10 protein-coding genes, 4 pseudogenes and 1 other annotated feature are annotated in these 23,443 nt (G+C 49.3%); of the genes and pseudogenes, 8 read left to right on the forward strand and 6 right to left on the reverse strand.

Annotation, left to right across the window (positions count from 1 at the left end):
- Positions 1–175: 175 nt before the first annotated feature.
- Both ATN88_RS28715 and gltB read right to left on the reverse strand, forming a co-directional pair.
- Positions 176–1,642 (reverse strand): annotated as a pseudogene (locus tag ATN88_RS28715) (glutamate synthase subunit beta).
- Positions 1,635–6,182 (reverse strand): glutamate synthase large subunit, encoded by a 4,548-nt coding sequence (gene gltB, locus ATN88_RS24805; protein ID WP_067420119.1) that lies wholly within the window; start codon positions 6,180–6,182, stop codon positions 1,635–1,637. The pseudogene ATN88_RS28715 and the gene gltB overlap by 8 nt, the downstream one beginning before the upstream one ends.
- Positions 6,183–6,762: 580 nt before the next feature.
- Between gltB and ATN88_RS24810 the strand changes: the two genes are divergently transcribed.
- The 3 genes and pseudogenes from ATN88_RS24810 (at position 6,763) to arcB (ending at position 12,079) form a co-directional block, all read left to right on the forward strand.
- Positions 6,763–7,686 (forward strand): TIGR01212 family radical SAM protein, encoded by a 924-nt coding sequence (locus tag ATN88_RS24810; protein WP_067420120.1) that lies wholly within the window; start codon positions 6,763–6,765, stop codon positions 7,684–7,686.
- A 138-nt stretch (positions 7,687–7,824) separates the two neighbouring features.
- Positions 7,825–9,573 (forward strand): sensor domain-containing diguanylate cyclase, encoded by a 1,749-nt coding sequence (locus tag ATN88_RS24815; RefSeq protein WP_067420121.1) that lies wholly within the window; start codon positions 7,825–7,827, stop codon positions 9,571–9,573.
- 158 nt (positions 9,574–9,731) lie between these two features.
- Positions 9,732–12,079 (forward strand): annotated as a pseudogene (gene arcB, locus ATN88_RS24820) (aerobic respiration two-component sensor histidine kinase ArcB).
- An 85-nt stretch (positions 12,080–12,164) separates the two neighbouring features.
- On the opposite strand, the gene arcA reads toward arcB, so the two are convergent.
- Positions 12,165–12,884, reverse strand: a complete 720-nt coding sequence (arcA, locus tag ATN88_RS24825; RefSeq protein WP_067420122.1) for a two-component system response regulator ArcA — start codon at positions 12,882–12,884, stop codon at positions 12,165–12,167.
- 835 nt (positions 12,885–13,719) lie between these two features.
- On the opposite strand from arcA, the gene ATN88_RS24830 reads away from it, so the two are divergent.
- A complete protein-coding gene (locus ATN88_RS24830; protein WP_067420123.1) occupies positions 13,720–14,202 on the forward strand; it encodes a putative 4-hydroxy-4-methyl-2-oxoglutarate aldolase in 483 nt (160 codons plus the stop codon).
- Positions 14,203–14,264: 62 nt separating this feature from the next.
- On the opposite strand, the gene ATN88_RS24835 is transcribed toward ATN88_RS24830, so the two are convergent.
- Positions 14,265–14,738: a hypothetical protein gene (locus ATN88_RS24835; protein ID WP_067420124.1), complete on the reverse strand. Its 474-nt coding sequence runs from the start codon at positions 14,736–14,738 to the stop codon at positions 14,265–14,267.
- 220 nt (positions 14,739–14,958) lie between these two features.
- A pseudogene (gene aceK, locus ATN88_RS24840) lies at positions 14,959–16,673 on the reverse strand (bifunctional isocitrate dehydrogenase kinase/phosphatase).
- Between the two features lie 243 nt (positions 16,674–16,916).
- Positions 16,917–17,035: a sequence feature (Thr leader region), on the forward strand.
- Between the two features lie 49 nt (positions 17,036–17,084).
- Between aceK and thrA the strand changes: the two are divergent.
- From thrA to thrC, 3 genes and pseudogenes are all read left to right on the forward strand, one after another.
- Positions 17,085–19,544, forward strand: coding sequence for a bifunctional aspartate kinase/homoserine dehydrogenase I (thrA, locus tag ATN88_RS24845; protein WP_067420125.1), 2,460 nt, complete (start codon positions 17,085–17,087; stop codon positions 19,542–19,544).
- A 1-nt stretch (position 19,545) separates the two neighbouring features.
- Positions 19,546–20,505 carry a homoserine kinase gene (gene thrB, locus ATN88_RS24850; protein ID WP_067420126.1) on the forward strand — a complete coding sequence of 320 codons (960 nt, stop codon included), beginning with the start codon at positions 19,546–19,548 and terminating at the stop codon, positions 20,503–20,505.
- Positions 20,502–21,783: pseudogene (gene thrC / locus ATN88_RS24855) on the forward strand (threonine synthase). Before thrB ends, thrC begins: the two are co-directional and overlap by 4 nt.
- Before the next feature lie 72 nt (positions 21,784–21,855).
- Here the strand turns inward: thrC and grcA are convergent.
- Positions 21,856–22,233, reverse strand: a complete 378-nt coding sequence (grcA, locus tag ATN88_RS24860; RefSeq protein WP_067420127.1) for an autonomous glycyl radical cofactor GrcA — start codon at positions 22,231–22,233, stop codon at positions 21,856–21,858.
- Positions 22,234–22,565: 332 nt separating this feature from the next.
- Here grcA and nfo point away from each other — a divergent pair, with 332 nt between their 5' ends.
- Positions 22,566–23,432, forward strand: a complete 867-nt coding sequence (gene nfo, locus ATN88_RS24865; RefSeq protein ID WP_067420128.1) for a deoxyribonuclease IV — start codon at positions 22,566–22,568, stop codon at positions 23,430–23,432.
- Positions 23,433–23,443: the final 11 nt, after the last annotated feature.

A 23,443-nucleotide genomic window follows, 5' to 3' on the forward strand; every position in this document is an offset into this window, starting at 1 on the left:
CGAGGATTTTCGATCTTTTTGTTGGGATTTAATGCGACTAGTGTCGATTAGTTTCGCTTTCGATGAAAAAGGGCGATTGGGAAATGGAAAGGAATTAAAGCTAATTGCCTGAAAGTAAGCATAAAAAAGCCAGCCACAGAGGCTGGCAAAACTGGAAGATAACACTTACTTATAATTATGCGGAGAGCATCAGTGAATCCGCTTTTGCTTCTAGGTTGGTGTTGCCCATCAGATATTCATCGATGCGCGCGCACACTCACGACCTTCATTGATACAGCGCACGACCAGTGACTGACCAGTACGCATATCACCTGCAGCGAATACACCTTTTTGATTGGTCTGGAAGTCTTTGGTGGCCACGTTGCCGCGATCATCCAAAGCCACGTCGAGCTGCGCCAGCACACCATGTGGTTCTGGGTGCAAGAAGCCCATTGCCAAGAACGCTTGGTCACAAGGGATCACGCGCTCAGAGCCTGCCACTTCTTCAAAGCTTGGACGTTCGCCCGGTGCTGCATCTTTCCATACGATGTCAGCAATACGCAGTGCTTTCACTTTGCCGTCATCATCGCCAATAAACTCTTTGGTCAGAATGTTCCAATGACGATCACAACCTTCCTCATGAGAGGTGGAGGTGCGCATGATCATTGGGTACTGAGGCCAAGGCATGTTTGCAGGGCGTTTCTCTGGCGGGATCGGCATGATTTCCACCTGAGTGATGCTTTTCGCGCCGTGACGGTTTGAGGTACCCACACAGTCAGAGCCTGTGTCACCACCACCGATAACCACAACGTGCTTGTCTTTGGCATGGATCTCTTCTGTTTTCAGATCCATGTTGTTCGCTCGGCGGTTGTTCTGGCCGAGGAACTCCATCGCAAAATGCACGCCTTTCAGATCACGACCCGGAATCGGCAAATCGCGCGGTACAGTAGAGCCACCGGTCAGCAGCACTACATCGTAGTCCTGACGAATTTGCTGTGCGTTCACGTCTTTACCCACGTGAGCGTTAACCACAAACTCAACACCGGCTTCTGCCATCAGGTTGATTTTACGGTCGATGATATCCATGCCCAGTTTGAAATCAGGGATACCAAAGCGCAGCAGACCACCGACTTTCTCATCACGCTCAAACACAGTCACAGAGTGACCTGCGCTGTTAAGCTGCTCTGCCGCGGAAAGACCCGCAGGACCAGAGCCGATGATCGCCACTTTCTTGCCAGTGCGAGAGGTTGGCGTTTTTGGCTTGGCGTAGTTCGCGGTAAGCCGTCTCGACGATGGTTTTTTCGATGTTACAGATAGTGATTGGGTCTTGGTTAATACCCAATACACATGAACTTTCACAAGGAGCCGGGCAAACCCGGCCTGTGAATTCTGGGAAGTTATTGGTAGAGCTCAGAATGTTCCACGCTTCTTCCCAGCTATCGCGATACACCGCGTCGTTGAACTCAGGAATGATGTTACCGATCGGACAGCCGTTGTGACAGAAAGGTACACCACAGTCCATACAACGTGATGATTGTTCGTTAATCTTGGTTCCAAACTCTTCGTTCAGTACAAATTCCTTGTTGTCCTGAATACGAACAGATGGGTCTTTTTTGGCCGGCAGTTCGCGGCCAAATTCTAGAAATCCCGTTGGCTTACCCATTTACAGCCTCCACTTCTTCCTTGTTTGCGGCTTCTTCCTTGCGTTTCTGCAACACGGCTTTGTAGTCACGTGGCATTACTTTCACGATGTGGTTGAGGTTTTCCTCAAGGTTAGAAAGGAATGTTTCTGCAACCGTACTGCCGGTCAGAGCATGGTGCTTGGTGATCATCTCAGTCAGCAATTCGATGTCTTCTGCATCCAATGGATCCAGGTCAACCAGCTCTGGGTTGAGCTTGGTTTCGAAGTCGTTGAACTGATCCCAAACGTAGGCCACACCGCCGCTCATACCTGCTGCGAAGTTACGTCCGGTTTGACCCAGAACGATAGCCACACCGCCTGTCATGTATTCACAGCCGTGGTCACCGATACCTTCAACAACCACTTTCGCGCCTGAGTTACGTACACAGAAACGCTCACCTGCGACACCGCGGATGTATGAATCACCGGAGGTTGCGCCGTAGAAACACACGTTACCGACGACGATGTTGTCTTCTGCGATGATGTCACTCTTCGCGTCTGGGTAGAGCACCAGCGTACCGCCAGACAGACCTTTACCCCAGTAGTCGTTCGCATCACCTTCAACGGTGAAGGTCACGCCTTTCGCCAAGAAGGCACCGAAGCTTTGACCCGCAGAGCCTTTGAACTTCACGTTCATTTGCTCAGGCAGACCTTGGTCTTTGTAAATCTTAGAGATTTCGTTCGACAGCATGGTACCAGCACTGCGGTCGGTGTTCACGATAGCGAACTCAGCATCTACCTTACGGCCTTCGTAAAGCGCGCTCGATGCGGCTTCAATCAGGCGGCGGTCAAGGACAGTTTCCAGACCGTGGTTTTGCTCAACCTGGCAGTACATTGCATCGCCTTCACGTGGCTCTTCTTTGTACAGAACAACGTTGAGATCCAGGTTCTGGTATTTCCAGTGACCGATGTCAGAGCGAACTTTCAGGTGTTGAGATTGACCAACCATTTCGTTGATAGAGCGGTAACCCAGCTCTGCCATGATTTCACGCAGGCCTTCTGCCATGTAAGTGAAGAAGGTCACGATGTCTTCTACGCGGCCATCAAAGCGCTCACGCAGAGTCTTGTTCTGAGTGGCGATACCTACAGGACAGGTGTTGAGGTGACACTTACGCATCATGATACAACCTTCAACAACCAGTGCTGCGGTTGCTACGCCCCACTCCTCTGCACCCAACAGTGTTGCAACTGCAAGGTCGCGTGGCGTTTTCATCTGACCGTCTGACTGAACAACGATACGGTTACGCAGACCGTTTTTCAGCAGTGTTTGGTGTGTTTCTGCCAGACCCAGCTCCCACGGTAGACCCGCGTGCTTGATAGATGACAGTGGTGATGCACCCGTACCGCCATCGAAGCCTGCAATCAGAACAACGTCAGCTTTCGCTTTCGCAACACCTGATGCAATCGTACCTACGCCTGCTTCGGAAACCAGCTTCACGTTAACACGTGCTTTGCGGTTTGCATTCTTCAGGTCATAAATCAGCTGCGCCAAGTCTTCGATAGAGTAGATATCGTGGTGTGGCGGTGGTGAAATCAGACCAACCCCTGGGGTGGAGTGACGCGTGCGACCAATCCAGTCATCAACCTTGTGACCTGGAAGCTGACCACCTTCACCCGGCTTCGCGCCTTGCGCCATCTTGATCTGAATTTCATCAGCGTTAGCAAGGTAGTAAGAGGTGACACCGAAACGACCTGAAGCCACCTGCTTGATCGCAGAGCGTTCCCAATCACCGTTTTCTTTCTTGTCAAAACGGACTGGGTCCTCACCGCCTTCACCAGAGTTCGATTTAGCACCGATACGGTTCATCGCAATCGCTAGGGTAGAGTGCGCCTCATGAGAGATAGAGCCAAAGCTCATCGCACCTGTCGCGAAACGCTTCAGGATGTTTTCTACCGGCTCAACCTCTTCCAGAGGAATGCTACCCGCTGGGTTTTTCACAAAGTCGAACTGGCTACGCAGGGTTGCTGCGTCATCACCTTGGCTGTCTACTGCATGGCAGTATTCTTTAAATTGTTTCTTATCCTTGTTGCGCGTTGAGTTTTGCAGCAAGTGGATAGTTTCAGGGTTAAACAGGTGTTTCTCACCACGCTGTTTCCACTGGTACACGCCGCCCACATCCAGTGTTTGGATTGGGATTTCACGTGTTGGGTAACCGAAGCGGTGACGAACCAGCACTTCACGTGCGATATCGTCAATGCTCAGACCTTGAATACGAGAAACCGTACCGGTGAAGTATTTGTCTACCACTGCTTTGCTAACACCCAGCGCTTCGAAAATCTGTGCACCGTGGTAAGACTGCAGGGTAGAGATACCCATCTTCGAGAAGATTTTCAGCAGGCCAGCATTGATTGACTTGCGGTAGTTCTCGAACAGCGCATCCACATCCGCTTCTGGATCCAGTTTCTTCGTGCGCTGCAAATCGACCAGAGTTTCGTAGACCAGGTACGGGTTAACAGCATTCGCACCATAGCCAACGAGAGTGGCGAAGTGATGGGTTTCGCGCGCGTCACCGGTTTCGATAACGATGTCCGCTTTTGCACGCAGCCCTTTACGGATCAGGTGGTGGTGAACCGCGCCCACTGCCAGCATAGCTGGGATAGCAGCGTGGTTTGAGTTTACTGCACGGTCAGTCAGCAAGATGATGGAGTAGCCATCGATGACCGCATCTTCTGCGTACTGACAAATACGCTTCAGCGCGCGCTCCAGTTTGCCTGGTTCGCCACTTGCACGGAACACGATATCCAGTGTTTTCGCTTGCAGGTGGTCGTTGTCGATCGCACGCAGTTTTTCCAGTTCAGCGTTGCTCAGTACTGGCGATTCCAACTCTACCTTGCGGCAGTGGATTGGTGATTCAACCAGCAGGTTCTGATCCTTACCAAGGTAAGTTTTCAGAGACATAACCATGCGCTCACGGATCGGGTCGATCGGCGGGTTGGTTACCTGTGCAAACAACTGCTTGAAGTAGTTAGACAAGTGCTGAGATTGGTGAGACAGAATCGCCAGTGGCCAGTCTGCACCCATCGCACCCAACGGCTCTTTGCCGTCTTTTGCCATAGGAACGATGATTTCGTTCACTTCTTCAGACGTAACACCAAATGCTTGTTGGTGATGCAACAGACGCTCTGGTGACGGCTGCTGATGTTTGGTATCGGCTTCTGGCAGCTTATCTAGTTGCAGCAGGTTTTTCTCAACCCACTCTTGATAAGGCTGTGCAGAGGCGATTTCGTTTTTCACTTCTTCGTCAGAAATGATGCGGCCTTGCTCTAGGTCAGCAACAAAGATACGACCTGGTTGCAGACGGCCACGGAAGTGCACGTTTTCCGGCGCGATTTCAACAACACCAGACTCGGATGCCATGATGAGGAAATCGTCTTTGGTTACGGTATAACGGCTAGGACGCAGACCATTACGGTCAAGGGTTGCACCCACTTTCACACCATCGGTGAAACACACTGATGCTGGGCCATCCCAAGGTTCCATGATGTTTGCATGGTACTGGTAGAAAGCACGGAGTTTCGGGTCCATGTCTTTCTTCTCTTGCCACGCTTCTGGCACCATCATCATCAGAGTATGTGGCAGGCTGCGACCGCTCAGAACCAGCAGTTCCAGCGCCATATCGAAGTTTGCCGAGTCTGATGCGCCTTCTTGGCAGATTGGCAGCAGCATCTTGAGTTCCTGATCAGTGAACAGGTGTGACTCAAGCAGAGCTTCACGTGCCTTCATCCAGTTCAAGTTACCGCGTACGGTGTTGATTTCACCGTTGTGTGCGATGTAGCGGAAAGGCTGAGCCAGACGCCATCTTGGGAAGGTGTTGGTCGAGAAGCGAGAGTGAACCAGTGCCAGTGCTGTGACCATTGAAGGATTTTGCAGGTCAAGGAAGTACTGAGGTACTTGCTCGGTGGTCAACTGACCTTTGTATACCAGCGTCTTGGCAGAGAATGAGTTGATGTAGAAATCATCGCCAATGTTCGACACGCTCTCAAGGCATACGCGCACTGTGTAGTTACGCAGGACGAACAGTTTACGTTCCAGTTCGTCGAGAGAAAGGTGCTCACCGCCGGTCACAAAGGCATGTTCAAATTGCGGCTCTGTGCTCAGTGGGTCCGCGCCGATCATAGAGTTATCTGTTGGCAGAATGCGGTAGCCAATAACCTCTAGATCCAAGCGCTTCGCGTTGCGCTCGAAAATTTCACGACATTGCTGACGCTTGTTTTCGTCTTTAGGGAACAACATGACGCCGACACCATATTTGTCGGCAGAAGGCAGTTGGAAGCCTTCTTTACGTGTTTCTTCGAGCAGAAATTCGTGTGGTTTTTGAAGAAGAATACCAGCACCGTCACCACTGCATGGATCGCAGCCTTGGCCACCGCGGTGTTCCATGCGCGCGAGCATGTCGAGTGCTTGAGTTACTATCGCGTGGGACTTTCTGTTTTTGAGGTGGGCGACGAAGCCGATACCACAGGCGTCGTGTTCCATTTCGGGCACATAAAGCCCCTCTGTGCGTAGCACTGAATCAGTCATGTTTACGTCCTTCCAGTTGACACAAATGCTGGGGGGAGCATTTGCCTTCCTTTAGCCGTACCTGTTGCGGGTACGGGCTGAGCGGGTACCAAGTTTGAGGAGACAAATGTGTCTCATCGCGTACCCAAGCCCAGATACAGCTTGGTGGGCTGTATCCATCTCCTTTAACTGCAATCCTATGCAGAAATGCTGTGCTTTATTTAAAACGCCAAATAAGCTTCTGAAAATGTGCTGTATTTAACGAATTTTATTGCTCACAATTTAGGCGCAGCTGTAGCTATCCTACATATTTAGAAATTTAATTACCATAAAAACTTGCTTTTTGATAACACCAAAAGAACCTCTCTTAGCCTAAGTTTTCGCTTTTTATGAATAAAAAGTCGAATTTTTAACCAATCAATGAATATTCAGGGGTGGGCGGCTTAAGGCAGAATTTTTAGGTGTGAATGAGATGTAATAAAGTTTCATTTTTCGGCAGAAATACTTCAATCAATATTGATGTAGTCGAGCTTTTCCGCTGATTTTCGATGTTAGAATCCGCCGCTTTTTTGAACGACACGAAATTTTCAGGCGGTAGACGATGGAACTTCATCATTTGGTGAATACCTTTGGTCAGGATTTACAACGCAGGTATGGCGAAAAGGTTCACAAGCTGACACTTCATGGTGGTTTCAGCTGCCCAAACCGAGATGGCACGCTGGGGCGTGGCGGCTGTACGTTCTGTAACGTGGCCTCGTTTGCTGATGAAAACGCGCAGCAACTCTCAGTGACTACGCAGCTTTCACAGCGCGCACAGGAAATAAACCGCGCCAAGCGTTATCTGGCGTATTTTCAGGCTTATACCAGCACGTACGCGGAAGTGGAAAAGCTCAAAGCCATGTACGAAGAGGCACTGAAAACGGCCGATATCGTTGGCCTTTGTGTCGGTACGCGTCCTGATTGTGTGCCAGATGCCGTGTTGGAGCTGCTGGCAGGCTATCGCGCGCAAGGCTATGAAATTTGGTTAGAGCTTGGCTTGCAAACCGCCAACGATAAAACGCTACAACGCATCAATCGTGGTCATGATTTTGCCTGCTATCAGGACATCACACGTAAAGCGCGTGCGCTGGGCTTGAATGTGTGTACTCACTTGATTGTTGGTCTGCCGGGTGATACCAAGGCTGACCATATCGAGACCATAGAACGTGTCGTTGAAACGGGCGTTGATGGTATTAAGCTGCATCCACTGCATATTGTAGAGGGCAGTATTATGGCGAAAGCGTGGCGCGCGAACCGTTTGTCCGCCATTTCTATTGACGATTATGTCGATAGTGCCGCTGAGATGATCCTGCGAACGCCAGCAGACGTTGTTTACCATCGTGTATCAGCAAGTGCGCGTAGACCTACGCTGTTAGCCCCAGAATGGTGTGAAAACCGCTGGTTAGCCATGACGGCGTTGGCGCGTGTGCTGACAGAAAAGGGTGCACAAGGAAGTCTGGTAGGAACTCCGTTTCATATTTCATGATTGTGTGACTACCGTTTGATAGCTCGCAAAATAAGCGGAGCAAGTTCGTTTTCTTTCATCCCCGTGTGGCAAGATGAATCCGTGATATCGATGCAAAAATGCAAGGTAACATCCACGGATTCAAGCAAGGGATGAGGAATGATTGACTGGCCAATTGGCATAGTACTGATGTTGACTGGGTTTCTGGTGGGGGCGTTATGGGCATCGCGTAAGCGTGTCGTGTCGCTTCAGAACTGGCAATCCTATTTGTCGAACCTCCATTCCCCGAAAGCCATTATCTCTCATAAAGATGGGCGGATTTTTTTCGCCAACCGTAGTTTCGTCCGTCTTTATGACATCGACACAGAGCACGGCGATTTTCGCATGCGTAGCGAACAAGAACGCGACGCCATTACTCTGATGCTTCGCCATCGCCGCTGGCCAACACCGTTTATCGATGTCACCTCTGACATTCGTACCTCTTCTTCGCAAAAAATCCGCCGCTATGCGCGTTTTTCCGGCTTGCCGGTTTGGTGCAAAGGCCAGCACGCGTGGATTGTGTCGCTGGAGCCGGAATCAGAAAGCGTGTACAGCGAACCTTTCGTCAATGATGATAATCAGATTTTCCGTACCGTGATTAACTCGCTGGCCGAGCTTGTGTGTTTTCAAGATCGCGAAGGTAAAGTGGTGGGTACTAACCAAGCCTTTGATCGATTCTGGAAAGGACGCGAAGACGAAGGGCTTTTCTTTAATGCCAGTGAAGACATCGCCAGTCGTAGAACCCAACAAAGCTGGACGACGAACCCCAACGGGGACAGTTGTCTGTTGGAAACCAGCCAGACTGTGCTTCGCGACACCGACAATCATATTTATGGCACGCTCAGTATCAGCCATGACGTAACAAACTGGCACATGATGCGTCAGGTCATGGAGCAAGAAATTCAAGCCAGACATGAAGTTGAGCAGCAGCTGAAAAAGCACAGTAACCTGCTGACCTCGATTTTTCAGGCCAGCGTCGATCCTATTGGTATTTACAACAAACACTACGAGTTTTTGGGCGGAAATCCGGCGTTTGCCGAAGCCATGGGTGCGCCGCATGATGACTTAGAAGGTGAACTGGCTGAAGAGATTGTAGAGCCAGAAATTCTTGCTCAGCACCAGAAGATGGATAAGCCTGTTCTCGACGACGGTCAGACGGTGAAATACGAAGATCTGGTGATGAAGCGCGATGGCAGCATGGTCTGGTATGAAATGACCAAGACACAGTTTGTCGACCCGACCGATGAAACCATCGGTGTGCTGGTCATTGCCCGCGACGTAACAGAACGTAAAGCCACACAGCAGCAACTTGCGGATGCGATCATGGAGCTTGAGGAATTGAGCTTTGTTGATGGTTTGACGAAGGTTGCCAACCGCCGAAGCTTTGATGAGCAGTTGGTGAAGATGTGGCACTCTCATATTCGTGAAGGGGAGCCGCTTTCTCTTATCCTTTGTGATATCGACTTCTTCAAACCATACAATGACAACTATGGTCACCAACGTGGAGACTCTGCCCTTCGCAAAGTGGCAGATGTGTTCCAGCATGTTATTCGCCGTCCGCTGGATGCTGTCGCGCGCTATGGTGGTGAAGAGTTTGCGATTTTGCTTCCTAACACCACGGAAAGCGGTGCGATGCATGTTGCGGAGAATATAGCGTCTGAACTTGCCGCTGCCTCCGTGCTGCATGAGTTCTCGGGGGTGTCAGACCGACTGACGCTCAGCCAAGGTATTGCCACCTTGTCGCCAAAGCCGGGACAAGATTACGGTGAGCTGGTGTCGCTTGCCGATAAAGCCCTGTATCGCGCTAAAAACGCGGGTCGTAACCAGATAGCCTCTAGCAGCAATAAAGAGCTGGTGGACGCGGACTAACCTTTCTCTACATCTTCCCGTAAGACCTCTAACTCACCTTACTTTTCGGCGCGATTGCGCCGATTGCTGCACTGTAACCGCAGTTTCATCCCCTTTTGCTTTAGATTAGAGGATCTCACCGTTATCATGTCGCTAGTTCGTGATGATCGGGATGTTCAATGAAGCAAATTAAACTTTTGGCGCAATATTATGTCGATTTGCTTGTAAAGCTAGGACTGGTGCGTTTCAGCATGTTATTGGCGTTGGCCCTTGTGGCACTCGCCGTGCTGGTACAGATAGGGATTACGCTGTTTTTAAATGGCACAGTACATAACAGTGACATCATACGTTCTGTTTTCTTCGGTTTGTTGATCACCCCGTGGGCGGTCTATTTTCTCTCCGTTGTTGTCGACCAACTAGAAGAGTCGCGACAACGCCTCTCCAAACTTGTCTCCAAGCTCGAAGAAATGCGCTCGCGCGATATGGAGCTTAATCGTCAGCTCACCGATAACATCACCCAGCTTAATCAGGAAATTGAAGAGCGTAAGCGTGCAGAAGAAGCGCGTGAAGAAGCGATGCAAGATCTTGAAAATGAGGTGTATCAGCGTGAAAAAGCCCAGCTAGAACTTGCTGAGCAAACAGCACTGCTGCGCTCGTTTATCGATGCGTCACCTGACTTGATTTACTACCGAAATGAGAAAGGACAGTTCTCTGGGTGTAACAAGGCAATGGAAATTTTGACAGGCAAGAAAGAGAAAGAACTTGTCGGTCTCACGCCTTGGGATGTGTATAGCGAAGATGTGGCGAGCAAAGTCGTGGAAACCGACCAGCAAGTCTTCGACAACAATGTGTCATTGACCTATGAACAATGGCTCGAATACACCGACGGCACCAAAGCCTACTTTGAGCTGCGTAAACTGCCTTTCTACGCCAGAGATGGTCGTCGACTGGGATTGGTCGGCTTTGGCCGCGAAATCACCGAGCGTAAGCGCTATCAAGATGCATTGGAAAAGGCGAGTCGTGACAAGACGGCGTTTATCTCGACCATCAGCCATGAACTGCGCACACCGCTTAACGGCATCGTGGGTTTGAGCCGTATGTTGCTGGAAACCAAGTTATCCAAAGAGCAGTTGGGGCACCTGCGCACTATCCACGTCAGTGCGATTACGCTGGGTAATATTTTTAACGATATTATCGATTTGGATAAGTCTGACCGCAGTCGTTTGGAGCTTTCTCCTCAACCGGTCGATTTCCATGATTTTGTCTCTGAGATTGAAAACATCAGTGGCTGATGGCCGAGCAAAAGGGGCTGCGTTTCAGTCTTGACCGCCTTACTGATTTGCCGTCATCCATCAAAGTCGATGCGACGCGCCTGCGTCAAATTCTCTGGAACCTTGTGGGTAATGCGGTGAAATTTACCAAGCAGGGGGCGGTGAATGTTGCCGTGCGCTGTGATGTTGAAGATGACATGGCGCATCTGGAATTCGATATCGAAGACAGTGGTATCGGTATTCCGCATGAAGAGCTCAGTAAGATTTTTGCCATGTACTACCAAGTGAAGCAGGGTGAAGACAACCTGCATGCCGTGGGCACAGGTATTGGTCTGGCGGTCTCTCGTCAACTGGCGAGATTGATGGATGGCGACATCACGGTAGAAAGTGATGTGGGCGAGGGCAGTGTGTTTACCCTGACCTTGTCGGTTCCACTTTGCGAGCATGCTGAAAACGTAGAAACGGTTAAAGAAGAGCAAAGCCCGCTGCAAATTCTGCTGGTGGAAGACATCGAACTCAACATTACCGTGGCGAAAAACCTGCTCGAAAGTTTGGGTCACACAGTGTTGGTAGCGAGAAACGGTAAGGAAGCGTTAGCGATGTTTGATGCGCAAACTTACGATCTCTTGCTCCTCGATATCCAATTGCCCGACATGACGGGCTTTGATATCGCAAAAACATTGAGAGACAGCGGGAAAGCACTGCCGCCGCTGGTGGCTTTGACCGCGAACGTTATCAAAGACAAAACCGAGTACATCAAAAAAGGCATGGATGATGCCATTAGCAAGCCGATCAGCGTGGTGGCCGTCGCAGGTGTGATCGAACGACTGGCACTGCAGTGTAGCGTGACAAAGGAGAACAAGGTGGAAGAGTCTAAAGTCGTAGGCAGTGAAGTGCTAGACACGCTGCTTGATTTGGAAATGCTGACGTCTTATGTCGATATCGTGGGTGCTGAGCCTGTCTACAAGAGCATTGAGATGTTCGAGCAAGTGATGCCGGAGTACATCAAGATCCTTGATAGCAACATGACAGCGAAAGACCAAGACGGCATCGCCAGTGAAGCGCATAAAATCAAAGGCGCGGCAGGCTCTATCGGCTTGAAGCACATCCAGAAGATTGCACAGCAGGCGCAGTCACCTGAACTGCCGGCGTGGTGGGAAAACATTGCTGACTGGGTCGATGAAATCAAAGATGGCTATACCCATGATTTGCAGGTCTTGAAACAGTGGCTCGATGATTACAGCAAACAAAAATAAGGATGAGACCACCGCTTCGGCGGTGGTTTAACCCAGAAAACAAAAAGCCCGCAATCGCGGGCTTTTCATATTCTAACGAGAAGAATTAGAAATCTTCCAGTTCACCACAGAAGCGGTAGCCTTCACCGTGGATAGTCGCGATGATCTCTGGCGTGTCGCCGAAAGATTCAAAGTGCTTACGGATGCGGCGGATAGTTACGTCTACAGTACGGTCGTGTGGCTTCAGCTCACGGCCAGTCATCTTCTTCAGAAGATCTGCACGCGTTTGGATTTTGCCTGGGTTTTCGCAGAAGTGCAGCAGGGCACGGAACTCAGAACGTGGCAGTTTGAACTGCTCGTTGTCTGGGCTGATCAGTGAACGGCTGTTGATGTCCAGCGTCCAACCGTTGAATACATAGCGGTCTACAGAACGCTTGTCTTCCAATGGAGAACCTTGGTTCATCGCACGAGTCAGCAGGTTGCGAGCACGGATAGTCAGTTCGCGTGGGTTGAATGGCTTGGTGATGTAATCATCCGCACCGATTTCGAGACCCAGGATCTTATCAACTTCGTTGTCGCGGCCAGTCAAGAACATCAGAGCCATGTCGCCTTGCTCACGCAGTTCGCGAGCCAGCAGCAGGCCGTTTTTGCCTGGAAGGTTAATGTCCATGATTACCAGGTTAACCTGATTGTTAGATAGCACTTGGTGCATTTCTTCGCCATCGTTGGCTTCTAGAACGGTATAACCTTCTGCTTCGAAGATGCTTTTCAGCGTATTACGAGTTACGTGCTCGTCTTCAACAATCAGAATATGAGGGGTTTGCATTGGCGTTACCTAATTTCTTAAAAAAATCTGGTATAACAGTCACAGCGTAACATTACACTGTGAAGAAAACTTACAAACAAGAAAAGTATATCAAAAGAGTTTTACTCAGCGATCAACATACTTCTCTAGTATCAAACGCCATCCTTAGAGAGGGTGAGAGCAACTTCTCGTCACCGTTCTGTATGCTACCAATCAAGGTTCTTTGGTCAGCAAATCCATTGGATAGCACGATTGTATTCATTTAACAGCGTGCTAACAATATTTAGTAATAAATCAACGCAATTTTTTTTAAGCTTTATTGATATACGTCAATCTCGCTCAAAAACCCCGCGCCTGCGACATTTTTGCTGCAAATTTCGTTGTAATTATTAAGAGTGAGTTTCAACCTTTTCGTACTATTACAACAGCTGTGAACAAGGTGTAACAGCACTCAGAGAAAGTCGGGTTATCAGAGCATTTTGCTAGATCATGGTCAATATGTTCGATTCAATAAGTACGGTGATATCACAGCTTTTATTAAATAAACCCCACGTATTTCCTCGCTTTATGGGTCAATTCTACTAATGCGCTCAGTTATATCTTCATTTTGTTTTTGAAATAAAAAACTAAATACTTAAATAAAACTGATTGATCTGACTAATTGATTGTTTTGGATATGGCGATATTTTTTCAGCTTTATTGCTACACCCTTTGAGCGTAAAGGCGTCACTTTTTTGCTGCTTGCTCGCTGTTTCTAACTCTCATTTTGGCGGAAATAACCCCATTGTTTTCTCCGAGCTTGCTAGGTTTACTGGTATCGGACGTTTGGCGTTAGCATTTGATTGGGAGAGAGAACATGGATGATTTACTGCCTGATTTGTGTGATGAATTTGAAAATGGGGTCACTTGGTTACCCGTGCAGTGGCAAGATTATGGTGGCAAGCCGCTTTTTTTCGGGCAAATCGAGACGCTTCGCTGTTACGAGGACAACTCGAAAGTACGAGAGCTTGTGGCAACACCGGGTAATGGGCGTGTCCTTGTGGTGGACGGTCACGGCAATCTTAACCGTGCGTTGTTGGGTGATTTGCTCGCAGAGAAAGCGGTCGCCAATGGTTGGAGCGGTATCGTGGTGTTTGGTGCTGTCAGAGATGCGGGCGCGCTCAGCACCATGAACCTTGGCGTTAAAGCGCTCGGTGTGTGCCCGATCAAAACCGAGAAAAAAGGCTTGGGCGACGTGGGTGTCGATTTGCGCATAGGCGGTGTGCTTGTTGCGCCAGGACACTACTTATATGCCGATAAGAACGGCATTGTGGTGAGTCCGGAACCGAGAGCGTTGTAAACTTCTGAGTGACCAAAACGAAAAAACCGCCCCGAGAGGCGGTTTTTTGACGTTCGTATTTTTTAGAAACGGTAGCCAACGCCTAACTGATAATTGGTTGAGTTCTGAGGCATTTGGTTAAAGTTGTAGTCAACTTTGGCTTCGAGATTGAGCGAGTCAGAAATTCGGAAAGTACTGCTCATACCAAACACACCAATCGTCTCTTCGTTGATGCGCTCTGCTTGGATACTACTGTCGAAGCTCAATACTTCACTGACGTTAAACTGCACGCCACTTGATACACCTTTCGCACCCGAGGAAATCACACTGTCGGTGGTTAATTCGGTCGCGAGGAACACGTTCACTTTTTCATGCACGGGGTAGTGATAGCCGCTGCTTATCGTCCAGCTATCAAAGGTTTGATTGCCCGTTTTTAACGAGTTAGAGAACCAAGGCTTGTTGTTCTCTTCAACATATTCATACAGCGGTAACGAACCCTGCGCGAATGCAAAAAAAGCCACTAATTGCAGGGTGATGGCAAGCAATAATTTTCTCATTGAGCCTCCTTCCCTGATTCGTTTTTATTAGACTGAGTTGTTAGTTTAGATCACTTGTCTCAGATTGAATAAAGCTGGATGCACGTTTTTTGAACACAATGTTGGTATTGTGATATTGCTCCGGCATTACTCTGCCACATTAAGTGGTGTCTAAATATTGAGCAAGTTATGTGCCTGAATAACGACAGTTTTTTGACAACACATAACCTTGCTCGCAAATTTATTGATTGGTAAACCGACACTCGTCGCTGTAGGGGAAGACGTCGTTGAATTGACCGTGCTGAATGTTGTTTTGTAGCTCTTTCCAGTAGTTCGCATCAAACAGATCGGCATGCAGTTCATCGAACAGGGCGCGGATCTTTGGATTGATCAACAAGAAGGTGCGGAACTCTTCGGGGAATACATCATTTTCCCCCACGCTATACCAAGCTCTGCCGCCATTTCATCCTCGGGGAAGCGAGGCGGTGGAATACGGCGGAAGTTCACCTCTGTCAGGTAAGAGATTTCATCGTAATCGTAGAAAATCACGCGGCTGTGTCGTGAAACACCGAAGTTCTTAAACAGCATGTCACCAGCAAAAATGTTTGCCGCGGCAAGTTGTTTGATGGCATCGCCATACTCTTGTACCGCTTCGCGGAGCTCATCATCGTCAGCCTGTTCAAGGTAGATGTTGAGCGGGATCATGCGGCGCTCCATATAAAGGTGGCGAATGTGCACCTCTTTACTGGTGAGCTTGATGTTGGACGGTGCCACCTCCATCAACTCTTCAATCAGCTCATCACTGAATCGCTCGCGCGGGAAGATGAAATTACGGTAATCCAGTGTGTCGGCCATTCGACCTACACGGTCATGCTCTTTAACCAGTTTGTACTTCTCTTTGACGACCGCATGGGTAATGTCCTTTTGCGGTGCAAACCGGTCTTTAATGATCTTAAAGACAAACCCGTAGGAGGGCAGAGTAAACACTGACATGACCATGCCTTTGATGCCGGGGGCAACCACGAACTGATCGTCTGAATGCTCCATATGAAGGAGGTACTCGCGGTAAAGTTCGGTTTTGCCATGTTTTTGACACCCAATGGATGTATAGAGCTGAGACGGCGTTTTGTGCGGCATCAATTGGCCGAGAAAATCGACCAAGGTGGCAGGTGCAGGCGCGTACACCATGAAATAAGAACGGGCAAAGCCGAAGATCACGCTGACATCATCAGAATCGACAATACAGGCATCGACATAAAGCTTGTTCTGCGAGTTGGTCAAAATGGGGATCACCAACGGACGCGTTTGGTTTGCCATGTCGATACGGCCAATCAAGTACGCCGCTTTGTTTCGGAAAAACGGCTCACGGATCATATCGATGATCACTTCATCGGTCAGTTGAGGCCCCAACGTATGCTGCAAGGCTTCAACGATGCGGTGAACGTCTCTGGCTTTATCTACCCAATTTAAGGTAAACGGCGTGTCATCCAAAATGCGTTCAACGGTTTGGATAAGGCTGTTTTTCGAGGGGTAGCGTTTTAATAGCGGCGTTGGGTATTTCGGAATACGGCCACCTTGGGAGCTGTTCACAAACAGTTTGTCCCGTCGGATATTACGATGGTCGAACATGCGGCAATACACAGAGTTAAAGAAGCTCTCCGCAATGTCATAGCGCGGGTAATCATCAAGCAGGCGGCTGTACTCGTCTTTGACGGCCATCAGGAAGGAGCGGGTGGCATGCTGTTTGGTCAACATGGTTTTAAGTTGTTGGCTGACGAGGCCGACGTGGTGATCATAGAAACTAATGCGTGTTTTTAACGCTTTCTGCACACTTTTCCAGTCACGTTGTTCAAATCGTTCTTGTGCGCCTGCGGTGACATCCAGAAAGCGGCCGTACATTGCATCTGCGCCTTGTAATATGGTTTGCGCTACCAACTCCTCCATTGCAACTGCCATTGGCTCCCTCCTTTGGTGTTGCGGTTTTTCTGGTCAATTCAATTAACTATGTCCTGCAGGGAACAACTCTGCAAGAAAGAGTGAAGAAAATTCAGGTATTTCTCATCTTTTAAATTTGATAATGAAGAGTTGCGAATTACAGCGTTTTTTTGAGAGATAACTTAAATTTTTGTTGACCTTAAAGGCTGCATTCTGTAAACGTTATAGAAAGGCAAAACGATAGGTTTTTAACCATGTTTAACGCAGTCGGCACCACAACCATTATTACCACGATTACCATCACCATTTGTGAGGGTGCGGGCTGACATGCACTGAATTTTTAAAAGAAGCCCGTACCCTCAACAGGTACGGGCTTTTTTTTAACCTGTTTTTTACTGAATTTTCGGATTCAACAAGGAGTTGGAGGAAAGGATGCGAGTTTTAAAGTTTGGTGGTACTTCGCTAGCGAATGCAGAAAGATTTAGCAGAGCAGCTGAGATCATCACCAGCAATACCTGTCAAAGTGAGGTGTCGGCGGTCCTATCCGCCCCGGCTAAGATCACCAACGCGTTGGTTGATGTGATTGAAAACACAATCAAACACGGCGAAGCAGAACTGCAAGTTGCAGAAATCCAATCTATTTTCTCAGCACTCTTTGACGGCCTGTCAGAGATGGAAGCTGACTTCGACAAAGCGTCGCTTTATCAAGCTCTCGACAGCACGCTAGCGCAACTCAAACAATACATTCATGGTATCGCGTTGCTGGGTCTTTGCCCTGACAACATTTACGCGCGCATTATCAGCAAAGGCGAACGTCTCTCTATTGCCACCATGTCTGCGCTTCTCCAAGCACGTGGTTACAACACCTTCGTTATCGACCCAGTGCATTATCTCCAAGCGAAAGGCGATTACCTTGAAGCCATGGTCGACATTGAAGTGTCTTCTGACCGCTTCAAAAAAGAACCTATTCCAGCTGGTCATATCGGTTTGATGCCGGGCTTTACGGCTTCAAATGAACAAGGTGAGTTGGTCACTCTGGGTCGAAATGGCTCTGACTACTCAGCGGCAGTACTGGCAGCGTGTGTTCGCGCAGAGTGCTGTGAAATCTGGACGGACGTAGACGGCGTATATAGCTGTGACCCAAGACTGGTACCCGATGCCAAGCTACTAAAATCACTCAGCTACCAAGAAGCGATGGAGCTTTCCTACTTCGGTGCCAAAGTGCTTCACCCGAAAACCATCCTTCCTATCGCTCGCTTCCACATTCCATGTCTGATTAAAAACACTGCCAACCCACAAGGTGCTGGCACCTTGATTGGTAACGACAACCACGAAGATAACTTGGCGGTGAAAGGCATCACTACCTTGAGCAAACTGAGCATGGTGAACGTGTCTGGTCCAGGCATGAAAGGCATGGTCGGCATGGCTGCTCGCGTATTTGGTGCCATGTCTGCAGCGGGCGTTTCCGTTGTACTGATCACCCAGTCTTCGTCTGAATACAGCATCAGCTTCTGTATCGAAGCTGAAGATAAGCCGCTGGCAGTGCGTGCACTTCAAGAAAACTTCGAGCTTGAACTGAAAGATGGCCTGTTAGAACCCGTAGAGTTTGTCGACAACGTAGCGATTGTGTCTCTGGTTGGTGATGCAATGCGTACCGCCAAAGGTGTAGCGTCTCAGTTCTTTACCTCGCTGGCAGAAGTGAACGTGAATATCGTGGCGATTGCGCAGGGCTCGTCAGAGCGCTCTATCTCTGCGGTTATCCCAGATGACCGCGTATCAGAAGCGGTGAAAGCGTGTCACGAAAACCTGTTTAACTCTAACCACTACTTGGATGTGTTCATTGTTGGTGTGGGCGGCGTTGGTGGTGAGCTGGTGGAGCAGGTGCAACGTCAGCAAGCGAAATTGGCCGACCAAGGCATTGTGATCCGCGTGTGTGGTCTGGCAAACAGCCGTGGCATGCTGCTAAACAGCAAAGGTATCGACCTCAACACGTGGCGTGAAGAGCTGGCGAAAGTGGATGAACCATTTAGCTTGCCACGCATGGTGCGTTTGGTTCAGCAAAACCACGTTATCAACCCTGTGTTTATTGACTGTACGTCTGATCAGGCGATTGCTGATCAATACGTGGACTTCCTTTCAGCGGGCTTCCACGTCATCACGCCGAACAAGAAAGCGAACACTGCGGGCATGGCGTACTACCAACAGCTACGTAAATCCGCACGCGCAACACGCCGTAAGTTCATGTACGACACCACAGTGGGCGCGGGTTTGCCGGTTATCGAAAACTTGCAGAATCTGATTGCAGCGGGTGATGAGCTTGAGAAATTTACCGGTATTCTTTCTGGTTCGCTTTCGCACATCTTCGGTAAGCTCGATGAAGGCCAAAGCTTCAGTGAAGCGACCAGCGTTGCGCGCGACAGTGGCTTTACCGAGCCGGATCCACGTGATGATCTCTCGGGCATGGACGTGGCGCGTAAGCTTCTGATCCTTGCGCGTGAAGCAGGTATGCACCTTGAACTGGAAGACGTGGAGGTTGAGCCAGCTCTGCCACCGGGCTTTGATGCATCAGGTGATGTGGCAGCCTTTATGGCGAAATTGCCAGAAGCCGATGCCTACTTCGACAAGTTGGCAGCAGATGCGCGCGCAGAAGGCAAAGTGCTGCGCTACGTGGGCAGCATCGATAAAGGCAACTGCTCGGTGAAAATTCAAGCCGTTGATGCCGACGACCCGATGTTCAAAATCAAAGAAGGCGAAAACGCACTGGCGTTCTACAGCCGCTATTACCAGCCAATTCCATTGGTGCTGCGTGGCTACGGTGCCGGTACGGCCGTAACGGCGGCGGGTGTGTTCGCAGACTTGATGCGTACGCTTGGCTGGAAATTGGGGGTATAAGATGAGTGTTGTCGTTTACGCACCTGCCTCTATAGGCAACGTCAGTGTCGGCTTCGATGTGCTGGGTGCTGCAGTTTCACCTATTGACGGTACTTTGCTGGGCGATCGCGTAAAAGTTGAGGACGGCGGTGCAACGCCGTTCCAACTCCAGTGTGTCGGCAGCTTTGTCGACAAACTGCCTGAAAATCAGGAAGAGAACATTGTTTATCAGTGCTACCTCGTGTTCCGTCGTGAGATGGAAAAGCGTGGTGAGCCTATGCGCAATGTGGCGATGACGCTTGAGAAGAACATGCCGATTGGCTCAGGGTTGGGTTCTAGTGCGTGTTCAATCGTTGCAGCCCTTGATGCGCTCAATAAATTCCATGACGAAACCTTAGATGGAACCGCGCTTCTGGCCCTGATGGGGGAAATGGAAGCGGCGATTTCTGGCAGTCTGCACTACGACAATGTCGCACCGTGTTACTTGGGTGGCTTGCAGCTGATGGTCGAGCAAATGGGCATCATCAGCCAGCAGGTTCCTTGTTTTGACGAGTGGTACTGGGTGATGGCGTATCCGGGTATCAAGGTGCCAACTGCCGAAGCGCGTGCGATTTTGCCTGCGCAATATCGTCGTCAGGATGTGATTAATCACGGCCGACATCTGGCAGGCTTCATCCATGGCTGTTACTCTGGTCAACCCGAGTTGGCGGCGAGCATGATCAAAGATGTTGTCGCTGAACCGTATCGCGAGAAATTGCTGCCAGGGTTTGCAGAAGCAAGACACTACGCAGAAGATGCGGGCGCATTGGCCACCGGGATTTCGGGCTCAGGCCCAACGCTGTTCAGCATCACCAGCGACAAAGCGGTCGCTGAGCGCGTTGCCAAATGGCTACAGGAAAATTACGTTCAGAATGAAGAAGGATTTGTCCATATCTGTCGATTGGATGTGACCGGTTCGACAGTGACAGGAAGTGAACTATGAAGCTATACAACATCAAAGAAAACGATGAACAGGTCTCGTTTGGTCAAGCTGTAAAGCAAGGACTTGGCCGCAATCAGGGGTTGTTCTTCCCAAGCGAATTACCAAAATTTGACGACGTTGATGCCTTGCTGGCGAAAGATTTCGTTAGCCGTAGCAGCGATATTCTGTCTGCCTTTATTGGTGAAGAGCTGTCTGCGGACACGGTTCGCGGCATGGTCGACGTTGCATTCCAATTCCCTGCACCTGTTGAGAAAGTGACGGACAAAATCAGTGCGCTGGAGCTGTTCCACGGCCCTACACTGGCGTTCAAAGATTTCGGTGGCCGCTTTATGGCGCAGTCACTGGCCGCGGTCTCTGACAGTGGTAAAGTGACCATTCTGACCGCAACATCCGGTGATACCGGTGCGGCAGTTGCCCATGCATTTTATGGCATGGAAAACATCAACGTGGTGATTTTGTATCCAAAAGGCAAGATCAGCCGTTGCAGGAAAAACTCTTCTGTACGCTGGGTGGCAACATCCACACTGTTGCAATCAATGGCACGTTTGATGACTGTCAGGCGATGGTGAAGAACGCATTTGATGACGCGGAGCTGCGCGCCGCTATCGGCCTAAACTCTGCAAACTCCATCAACATCAGCCGTTTGATGGCGCAAATCTGTTACTACTTTGAAGCGGCTTCTCAGCTAACTAAAGAACAGCGTGAAAATCTGGTGGTTGCGGTACCAAGCGGTAACTTTGGTAACCTGACGGCAGTTTGTTGGCAAAAGCGATAGGCTTGCCAATCAAACGCTTTATCGCGGCAACCAATGTAAATGACACTGTGCCACGCTACCTGAAAACCGGTGAGTGGACGCCAGAAGCAACCATTCCAACCCTGTCAAACGCCATGGATGTGAGCCAACCAAACAACTGGCCTCGCATTGAAGAGCTTTGCAAAGTGAAAGGCTGGGGCCTGAACGAACTGGGCTCAGGTGCTGTGACGGATGAAGAGACAGCAGTAACCTTGAAAGCCATGTTTGAGGCGGGTTACTTGTGTGAACCGCACGGTGCGATTGCTTACCGCGTATTGGAAGAGCAACTGCAAGACGGCGAATATGGCCTGTTCCTGTGTACGGCGCACCCGGCGAAGTTCAAGGAGTCGGTTGACGAGATCTTAGGTCAAGACATTCCGCTGCCAGGTCCGTTGGCAAAGCACGCTGTAATGGATCTGCTTTCTGTTGAGCAAGATGCAGATTTTGCGCAGCTTCGCGAGTACCTGATGAAGGTTGCGGGCTAATTCTTCGCGTAAAACGCAGACAACAAAAAACCGGCCAGTGGCCGGTTTTTTTATATTCGTGCTAACTGTCTATTACAGAGAGTTAGTGAAAGTACGTGCGATAACGTCGCGCTGTTGTTCAACAGTCAGAGAGTTGAAGCGAACTGCGTAACCCGATACACGGATAGTCAGCTGTGGGTATTTTTCTGGGTGCTTAGCAGCGTCTTCCAGAGTTTCACGCTTCAGTACGTTAACGTTCAGGTGTTGACCGCCTTCGATTTTCGCAGGAACTTCGATTGCGATTTCGCGGCTTTCGTACTCACCCAGATCTGCAGCAGGGATAACTTGGTCTGCTTCGAAGCCAGCTTTTGCAGCAACACAACGTGCTTCGTTAGTCTCGCTGTCCAGCAGCCAGATTGAGTTCAGCAGGTCGTCGTTAGCGGCTTTGGTGATCTGAATACCAGTGATCATAATTCTTTCCCCTTGATAGGCTTGATGATTTTAATTTTCGAACTTTTGATGAGCTGGGTACTTGTATACCTTAATGTTTGTAAGGTTATTTTGATTTTAGTCAAATTACAATCAAAATATGCAAAAATCGAACAATGATTTTCTTGTTCTGAATCAATAAAACATTAAGTATTTGAAATTGTACAAATCGATAACATTTCAATTTGTTGCTTAAAATTACATATGTAATTTTATTACTACAAAATTGCCCAATGATAAGGCGGTAAAATTCCTGTTTATCGTCGATCTAAGTAACTTAAAATGTTGTCGGTTACGAAGTGGAGAGTTTAGAGATGAAATATATCGGTGCGCATGTGTCTGCATCCGGTGGCGTAGACAAAGCACCGGCGAATGCGGCACAAATTGGTGCAAATGCCTTTGCCATATTTACCAAAAACCAACGTCAGTGGGTTGCCAAGCCATTGGAGGCACAAACCATTGCCGCGTTTAAAGCTAATTGCCGTCAATTGGGGTTTGTACCCGAAGCTATCCTGCCGCACGACTCTTACCTCATCAATCTTGGCGCGCCGGAAGAAGACAAGCTGGTGAAGTCTCGTGAAGCATTTATTGATGAAATGGCGCGATGCAAACAACTTGGGCTGCCGCTTTTAAACTTTCATCCGGGCAGCCACTTGAAAAAGATCAGTGAAGACGCCTGTTTGTCTTTGATTGCAGAATCCATCAACCTTGCGCATCAAGCAGTACCGGAAGTGGTGGCTGTGATTGAAAACACCGCAGGGCAAGGCACCAATCTAGGATGGTCCTTTGAACAGCTCGCCACCATCATTGCGCAAGTCGAAGACAAAACCCGAGTAGGTGTGTGTATCGATACCTGCCATGCTTTTGCGGCGGGTTATGACTTACGCACGCACAGTGCAGCAGAAACCACGTTTGCTGAGTTCGACCAAACTGTTGGCTTTCAATACCTGCGCGGTATGCACTTAAACGATTCCAAAACCCCGTTTGGCAGTCGTGTCGACAGACACCATGCGCTCGGTGAAGGGGAAATTGGATTGCCGTGCTTTGAAGTCATCATGCAAGATGCCCGCTTTGATGGCATTCCTCTGATACTGGAAACCATCAAGCCAGAGAAATGGGCGGATGAGATCCGTCTCCTGCGTCAATTCGAAGTCACAGCATCTTCGGCAATAAACGCGTAGAATCACGGTCA

The organism is Enterovibrio coralii (genome assembly GCF_001559595.1).
Classification (GTDB): domain Bacteria; phylum Pseudomonadota; class Gammaproteobacteria; order Enterobacterales; family Vibrionaceae; genus Enterovibrio; species Enterovibrio coralii.